Annotated in this window: 6 protein-coding genes; 3 read left to right on the forward strand and 3 right to left on the reverse strand. The window is 64.8% G+C overall.

Annotation, left to right across the window (positions count from 1 at the left end; all coding sequences use genetic code 11):
* Positions 1 to 218: 218 nt before the first annotated feature.
* Complete coding sequence (locus tag KO516_RS03985) at positions 219 to 1,181, forward strand: class 1 fructose-bisphosphatase (RefSeq protein WP_216002520.1); 963 nt, start codon at positions 219 to 221, stop codon at positions 1,179 to 1,181.
* Positions 1,182 to 1,193: 12 nt separating this feature from the next.
* Here the strand turns inward: KO516_RS03985 and rhaD are convergent, their stop codons facing one another.
* Genes rhaD through KO516_RS04000 form a run of 3 tightly spaced genes read right to left on the reverse strand, consistent with a single transcriptional unit; the run spans position 1,194 to position 5,399 of the window.
* Positions 1,194 to 2,033: a rhamnulose-1-phosphate aldolase gene (gene rhaD, locus KO516_RS03990; protein ID WP_216002521.1), complete on the reverse strand. Its 840-nt coding sequence runs from the start codon at positions 2,031 to 2,033 to the stop codon at positions 1,194 to 1,196.
* Between the two features lie 5 nt (positions 2,034 to 2,038).
* Positions 2,039 to 3,280 (reverse strand): L-rhamnose isomerase, encoded by a 1,242-nt coding sequence (locus tag KO516_RS03995; RefSeq protein WP_216002522.1) that lies wholly within the window; start codon positions 3,278 to 3,280, stop codon positions 2,039 to 2,041.
* Positions 3,281 to 3,296: 16 nt separating this feature from the next.
* On the reverse strand, positions 3,297 to 5,399 hold the full coding sequence (locus KO516_RS04000; RefSeq protein WP_216002523.1) for a bifunctional rhamnulose-1-phosphate aldolase/short-chain dehydrogenase: 2,103 nt from the start codon (positions 5,397 to 5,399) through the stop codon (positions 3,297 to 3,299).
* 189 nt (positions 5,400 to 5,588) lie between these two features.
* On the opposite strand from KO516_RS04000, the gene KO516_RS04005 reads away from it, so the two are divergent.
* Positions 5,589 to 6,395, forward strand: coding sequence for a DeoR/GlpR family DNA-binding transcription regulator (locus KO516_RS04005; RefSeq protein ID WP_216002524.1), 807 nt, complete (start codon positions 5,589 to 5,591; stop codon positions 6,393 to 6,395).
* A gap of 35 nt (positions 6,396 to 6,430) precedes the next feature.
* Positions 6,431 to 7,081: substrate-binding domain-containing protein (locus KO516_RS04010; protein ID WP_216002525.1), on the forward strand; the 651-nt coding region annotated here is incomplete at its 3' end.

Genomic DNA, 7,081 nt, shown 5'->3' on the forward strand with positions numbered 1-7,081 from the left:
CGAAAGAGGAAGCTTTTGCAGGTCTTAGTGAGCGCCGCCAAGCCACGCCCGCCCCATGCCGACGGCTAAGAGGCTGTGGCGCACCGCCTGCCCTGCATGGCGGAACGGGCGCAGCCCGAACGTCTTTTCGGCAAGCGCGATCAGCCGCGAGATGCCGGGACTTTTGCATTCAGGCGCGCCCGGTGCTAGCAGCCCCGCAACGCCAGACGGAGCCCGCCATGCTGCACCTGCCCAACGATTGCCCCAGCACCGCCGCGACCCTTGCCGAGGCGCTGCCCGCGACCGGCCCCGCCCGTATCGTCGCCGCCATCGCGCAGGCGCTGCCGGCGCTGGCCGCCCGGCTGGCGGCGGGCAAGCTGCCCGGGGATCCGGCGGCCATTGCCGGCACCAACGAAAGCGGCGATGCGCAAAAGGCGCTGGACCTTGGCGCGCATGATCACCTGCTGGCAGCGCTGAGCACGGCATCGGTGCGCCACATGCTGTCCGAAGAGGCCGAGGCGGTCGAACGGCTCGACCCCGAGGGCGGCTGGGATGTGGCAATCGACCCGATCGATGGCTCTGGCTCCATCGGTATCGGCGCGCCGCTGGGCCTGTTGTTTGCGATCTACCCGGCGGGCCGGGGCGATTTCCTGCGCCCCGGCTCCGAGGCGGTCGCGGCGGGCTATGCCTCGTTCGGGCATTCGCTGGATGTCGGGTTCACACTGGGCGATGGTGTGCAGATCGCGACATGGGATGGCGCGGCGTTTCGCATCGCCGCCAGCGACGTGCGGCTGAAGCCTGCCGCATCGACCATCGCCTATAACGCGTCGAACGAACGACACTGGCCCAAGGGCTTGCAGAACTGGGCCCGCGATCTGCGCCTTGGCGCCGACGGGCCAAGGGGCCGCGATTTCAACATGCGCTGGCTGGCGGCGGCGGTGGGTGAGCTGCACCGCATCTTGCTGAAAGGCGGCGTGTTCCTGTATCCGGCCGACCGCCGCAAGGGCTATGAGCAGGGCCGCCTGCGCCTTGCCTATGAGGCGGTGCCCATCGCCCTGCTGATCGAGGCCGCCGGGGGCCGCGCCACCGATGGCACCCGCCGCATTCTCGATCTGGTGCCGCAAACCGCGCATGAGAACGTGGCGCTGGTGTTCGGCGCGTCCGAAGAGGTCGAGACAATCGCGCGCTATCTCGCACGCTAGACGCAAGGCGCGCTAGTCGAGAAACTCCGGCTTCGCCACCATCAGCGCGCCGAATTTCTCGGTCAGCTGGCACAGCATCTTGGTATCGATGACCTGCCGCGCCCCGCCCGCCGACAGCACCCGGCGATGGATCGCAGATGCCTTTTCGACGGTTTCGACAAGGGCGAAGATCTTGTCGGGGTTTTCCTCCGAGGCAAAAATGCCGTGATGGCTCCACGAGATCACCCGGCTGCGCTCCAGCTCTGCCGCGGAGGCTTCGGCGATCTCGACCGTTCCGGGGAGCAACAGCGGCACCACCCGCACCCCGTCGGGAAAAATCACGATGCATTCGGGCATCTTTTCCCACAGGGCGCGGGTCAGCGCGCGCGATTCCAGCGGCATCAAGAAGCTGAGCGCGATGAACTCCGGCGGGTGGCAATGCAGGATCATCCGTTCGCGCCCGCCGCTGACCCGCTTGCGGATGGCATGGGCGGCAAGATGGGTGGCGAATTCCGACGTCGGCTGCGCCCCCGACGAAAACCCCCACAGCTTGCGCCACGCGGTGCCGCCCTGCACGGTCTGCACGATGCCGAACACCTGATTGGGCTTTTCCAGCGCATGGCGAAAGAACTGCCCCGAGCCGGTGACGAGAAAGATCTCGCCCTCCAGATCCGGCGCGTCGATGGGCATGGCCACCGGTTCGGCCGGGGCCAGATCGGGGTAGTGACGGGCAAGAATGGCGGTGATCTCGTCGCGCGGCAGGCGCCACGAGAAATTGCCGCCATTGGCCTCGTTCCAGCCCATGCTCCAGCACATATGCGCCAGTGGCGCCGCCTCTTTGACGAAGGAAATCGGATGGGTGAACGAATTCATCGTGGCTAGCCCCGACCTGCGACCGAGGATTGATACTGCGCCAGCGCCGAGACAAGCTTGGCGCCTTCGGGCACCTCGCAGCGGGCGCAGAATTCGGCCCAGACGGTCGCGTAGGGCAGATCTTTCAGCTCTTCGGTCAGGACAAGGCGCGTGGTGAAATCCAACTTGTCTTCGGCGGCCTTCAGCCGGGCCTGCGGCAGCAAAAGCGCCCGCAGCAGCGCCTTTTGCATGTTGCGCACACCGATCACCCAAGCCGCGGTGCGGCTGATGGTGGCATCGAAGAAATCCAGCCCGATCCGGGTGCGCCCGAGCAGATCGCCAAAGACCAGCTCTTGCGCCATGGCAAGGATGCTGTCGTCGAGCAGGATGACATGATCGCTGTCCCAGCGCATCGGGCGAGAAACATGCAGCAGGATGTCATCGACCGACAGTGCCACGGCGCTGAGCTTGTCGGCGATGTTTTCTGTCGGGTGGAAATGCCCCATGTCGAGGCACAGCGCAATTTGCCGGCGGATCGCATAGCCAAGGTAAAACTCGTGGCTGCCCACGGTCATCGCCTCGACCCCGATGCCGAACAGCTTGCTTTCCACCGCATCCAGCATCCGCGTCTTGTCGAGCGGTTCGCCGCAGATCGCATCCAGCGAGGCTTGGAGCCGACGGCGCGCCTCGATGCGGCCAACCGGGTTGTCCTTGGAGCCGTCCGGCACCCAGATGTTGTTCACCGCCGCAGTGCCAAGCGCATCGCCCATCCGCGCCGCGATCTCGCGCGAGCGCTTGCCGTGTTCGATCCAGAAATCGCGGATGCCCGCGTCGGGGTGCGACAGGGTCAGGTTGTCGTCGGCCTTTTCATGGGCAAAGAAGGTCGGGTTGAAATCTAGCCCCATGCCCTGCGCTTTCGCCCAATCGACCCATGGTTCGAAATGGCGATATTCGATGGCGTCGCGATCCGGGGCCTCGGACGTATCCATGTAGCAGGCGTGCAGGTTCAGCCGGTGCTTGCCGGGGATCTGCGCGCAGGAAAACTCCAGATCGGCGCGCAGCTCGTCCGGGCTGCGCGCCCGGCCCGGATGGTTGCCAGTGGCCTGAATGCCGCCGCCGGAACTGCCGCGCCGGGTTTCGAAGCCCACCACGTCATCGCCCTGCCAGCAGTGGATGGAAATGGCGATGCCCTGCAGCGCGCTCAGCGCGTTTTCGGTGTCGACGCCCCAATCGGCGAAGGCCTGTTTTGCGTTGTCATATGCTGTCATGGTCCTGCCCTTCCCCTTAGCGGGTGAATGCTTCTTTGTTGCCCGCATCCACGTTGAGGATGTTGCCGGTGGATTTCGCCGACAGATCCGAGGCGAGGAAATAGGCGGCCTCGGCGATATCCTCGGGCAGCACCGAGCGCTTGAGCATGGACCGGTTGCGGTACATCTCTTCGAGCCCGTCCTTGTCGGTGCCGTAGGTCGCGGCGCGCTGGCTCAGCCAGTCGCCCTCCCAGATCTTCGAGCCGCGCAGCACCGCGTCGGGGTTGACCACATTGACACGGATGCCCGCCTCGGCGCCTTCGAGCGCGAGGCAGCGGGCAAGGTGAATTTCCGACGCCTTGGCGGTGCAATAGGCCGAGGCATTGGGCGATGCTGCCAGCCCGTTTTTCGAGGCGACGAACACCACCGCACCGCCGATGGCCTGACGGCGCATCAGGCGGAACGCCGCGCGGCTGACAAGGAAATAGCCGGTCGACAGGATGTCCATGTTCTGCTGCCAGAGCGCCAGAGAGGTGTCCTCGATCGGCGCTGACGAGGCGATCCCGGCGTTCGACACCAGAATATCGAGGCCCCCGTATTCGACGCAGGCCTCGGCAAAAGACCGATCCACCGCCCCCTCGTCGGTGACGTCCATCAACAGTGTGCGCACCATGTCGCGCCCGTATGTCTGGATCAGCGCCTCCGAGGCCCGCGCCAGCCCGTCTTCGGAAATATCGGCCAGCACCACGCAGGCGCCTTCACGCAGATAGCGCTCGGCGGTGGCGGCGCCGATGCCCCCTGCCCCGCCGGTGACCAGCGCCACCCGCCCGGCCAGCGATTTGGGCTTTGGCATGCGCTGCAGCTTGGCCTCTTCGAGCAGCCAGTATTCGATGTCGAAGGCTTCCTGTTCGGGCAGGCCGCAATAGCTGCTGACCATCGAGGCTCCGCGCATGACGTTGATCGCGTTGACGTAAAATTCCGCTGAAATCCGCGCCGTCGCCTTGTCCTTGGCATAGGTGATCATGCCAACGCCGGGCACCAGATAGACCACCGCGTTGGGGTCGCGCAGCGCCGGGCTATCGGGGTGTTTGCAGCGCTCGTAATAGGCGGCGTAATCGTCGCGATAGGCTTCGATCTGGGCGGGCAAGCCTTCCAGCACCGCGTCGATATTGCCCTGTGCGGGGTCGAAATCCACCACCAGCGGGCGAATCTTGGTGCGCAGGAAATGATCCGGGCAAGAGGTGCCGAGCGCCGCCAGAGCCGTCATGTCGCGCGCGTTGACAAATTCCAGCACCGCGTCGCTGTCATCGAAATGGCCGACCATGTGCTGCTTGCCCGACACATGCCCGCGGATCGCCGGCATCAGCTGCGCCGCGATGGCGCGGCGGTCGGGTTCGGGCAGCGCGCGATGGAGCGGGCCGCCAAACGCATCGCCGTCTCGGGTCTTTTGCGCAAACCATGCGATGGCGGTGTTGATGATCTCCAGCGTCAGCAGATAGCAGTCTTTGGCATCATCCGCCCAGGTGAACAGCCCGTGCGATTCCAGCACCACCCCCTTGGCGTCGGGGTTTTCGAGGCAGTATTTTTCCAGCCACAGGCCCAGCTCGTAACCCGGTTTTTTCCACGGCAGCCAGCCGATGGTGCCGCCGAAAATCTCTTCGGTCAGCGCTCGGCTGTCGGACGAAGCGGCAATGGCGATGATCGCGTCGGGGTGCATGTGATCGACATGCGCCTTGGGAACATAGGCATGCAGCGGCGTGTCGATGGAGGCCGCGCGCGGGTTTAGGTTGAAGGTGCAATGCGGCAGGTAGCCGACCATCTCGTCCTCATGGGCAAGCCCGCGATACTTGCCCTTGAGCGCCCGCAGCTTGTCCATGTACAGCGTCGCGAACCCGTCAAGCGCCATCGAGCCGACATCGCCGCCCGAGCCTTTCACCCAGAGCACCTGCGCCGTCTCGCCGGTCAGCGGATCGGGCATGTCGACCTTGGCCGAGGTGTTGCCGCCGCCGTAATTGGTGATGCGCTTGTCAGAGCCCAGCAGGTTGGAGCGGTACAGCAGCTTTTCCGGCTCGCTCATGGTTTTGGCGCGGGCATCGTCCCACAGGCTTTCAAGCCGCGGTGCGGGGATGGTCTGAAGCATGATTTTCTCCCAGATGGGCGCAGGGCCCGTGTCTTCTCCTGCCTAAATGCTGCGCTGCGCCCCGCGCATTGTCAATCACAAACAATCATTTTCAATCATCACGCACCGATTTAATGGAATCCATGCGCGTTTATGATTGACTATGCTCGAACCGCTCTGCAATGTAAGCGCCGGAAAAGGGAGGAACGTATGCACGAGTCAGAACGCCACAGGCTGATCCTGTCCGCCGTTCAGGACCGCCCCGTCGTGACGGTGCCGGATCTCGTGGCGCTGACCGGCGTGTCCGAGGCAACCATCCGCCGCGACATCGCCACCCTTCACATGCAAAAGAAACTGCGCCGGGTGCGCGGCGGGGCCGAGGCCCTCGCGCCGCCGCAGTTCGTCGGCCTTGCGGGCCGCACCTTTGCGGTCAACGAAACCCTGCGCACGCGGCAGAAACAGGCCATCGCGCGGGCGGCGGTCGATCTGGTGTCCGACGGCGAGCCGATCATCATCAACGGCGGCACCACGACGTTTCAGATGGTGCACCCACTGGCCAGCCGCCGCTTGCAGGTCTTCACCAATTCATTCCCCATCGCCGAACATCTGCTCAAGCATTCCAAGAACACGGTGATGCTGCCGGGTGGGGTGATCTACCGCGAACAGCAGATCGTGCTCAGCCCGTTCGAAAACGACGTCACCCATAATTTCTATGCGCGGCGCATGTTCATGGGGGCGCAGGGCCTTGGCCCGCTGGGTCTGATGGAGGCCGACCCGCTGCTGATCCAGGCCGAACACAAGCTGATCGGGCAGGCGGACGAGCTGGTTGTGCTGGTCGACAGCACGAAATTCGAGGCGCGCTCGTCGCTGGTGCTGTGCCCGCTCGAACGCATTCACACCGTGATCACCGATGACGGCATCAGCCAGCGCGCGCGCGAGATGCTGGACGCGGCCGGGGTGGAACTGATCGTCGCATCGCTGGACGCGGCGCAGGAGGAGGACGGCACCGCAGGGTGACGGAACACACAACGCTTGCTCAGGGAGGAAAAGAGATGAGCGCGATAAAGACACTGATGACAGGGGTGGCGATGGCCGCGACCATGTTGGGCGCGAGCGCCGCACAGGCCGAGGACATGCGCATCGCGCTGGTGGTCAAGGCGCTGGGGATCGGCTTTTTCGAGGCCGCCGCCAAGGGCGCCGAGGAAGCCGCCGCAGAGCTCGGCGATACGGAAATCATCTACACCGGCCCCACCGACACCACCGCCGAAGGCCAGATCGAGGTGATCAATTCGCTGATCGCCCAGCGGGTCGATGCCATTGCCGTGTCGGCCAATGATTACGACGCGCTGGTGCCCGCGCTGAAAAAGGCGATGCAGCGCGGCATCACGGTGATCTCTTGGGATAGCGGCGTGGCCCCCGAGGGGCGGATGATGCATCTCAACCCCTCGTCCAACGCGCTGATCGGCAACATGATCCTCAAGTTGGCCGCCGACAACATGCCCGATGGCGGCGAGGTGGCGCTTTTGTCGGCTTCGGCCACCGCGACGAACCAGAACATCTGGATCGACGAGATGAAGAAGGTGCTGCCCGACTATGCCGGGATCGAGCTGGTCGCCACGGTCTACGGCGATGATCTTGCGGATAAATCCTACCGCGAGGCACAGGGGCTGATGGCGTCCTACCCGGATCTGGATGCGATCATC

This window comes from Citreicella sp. C3M06 (genome assembly GCF_018860705.1).
Lineage (GTDB): Bacteria > Pseudomonadota > Alphaproteobacteria > Rhodobacterales > Rhodobacteraceae > Salipiger.

Coding starts and splice junctions, on each gene's coding strand:
- KO516_RS03985 (WP_216002520.1), top strand. CDS start 219: ATGCTGCACCTGCCCAACGATTGCCCCAGCACCGCCGCGACCCTTGCC.
- rhaD (WP_216002521.1), bottom strand. CDS start 2,033: ATGAATTCGTTCACCCATCCGATTTCCTTCGTCAAAGAGGCGGCGCCA.
- KO516_RS03995 (WP_216002522.1), bottom strand. CDS start 3,280: ATGACAGCATATGACAACGCAAAACAGGCCTTCGCCGATTGGGGCGTC.
- KO516_RS04000 (WP_216002523.1), bottom strand. CDS start 5,399: ATGCTTCAGACCATCCCCGCACCGCGGCTTGAAAGCCTGTGGGACGAT.
- KO516_RS04005 (WP_216002524.1), top strand. CDS start 5,589: ATGCACGAGTCAGAACGCCACAGGCTGATCCTGTCCGCCGTTCAGGAC.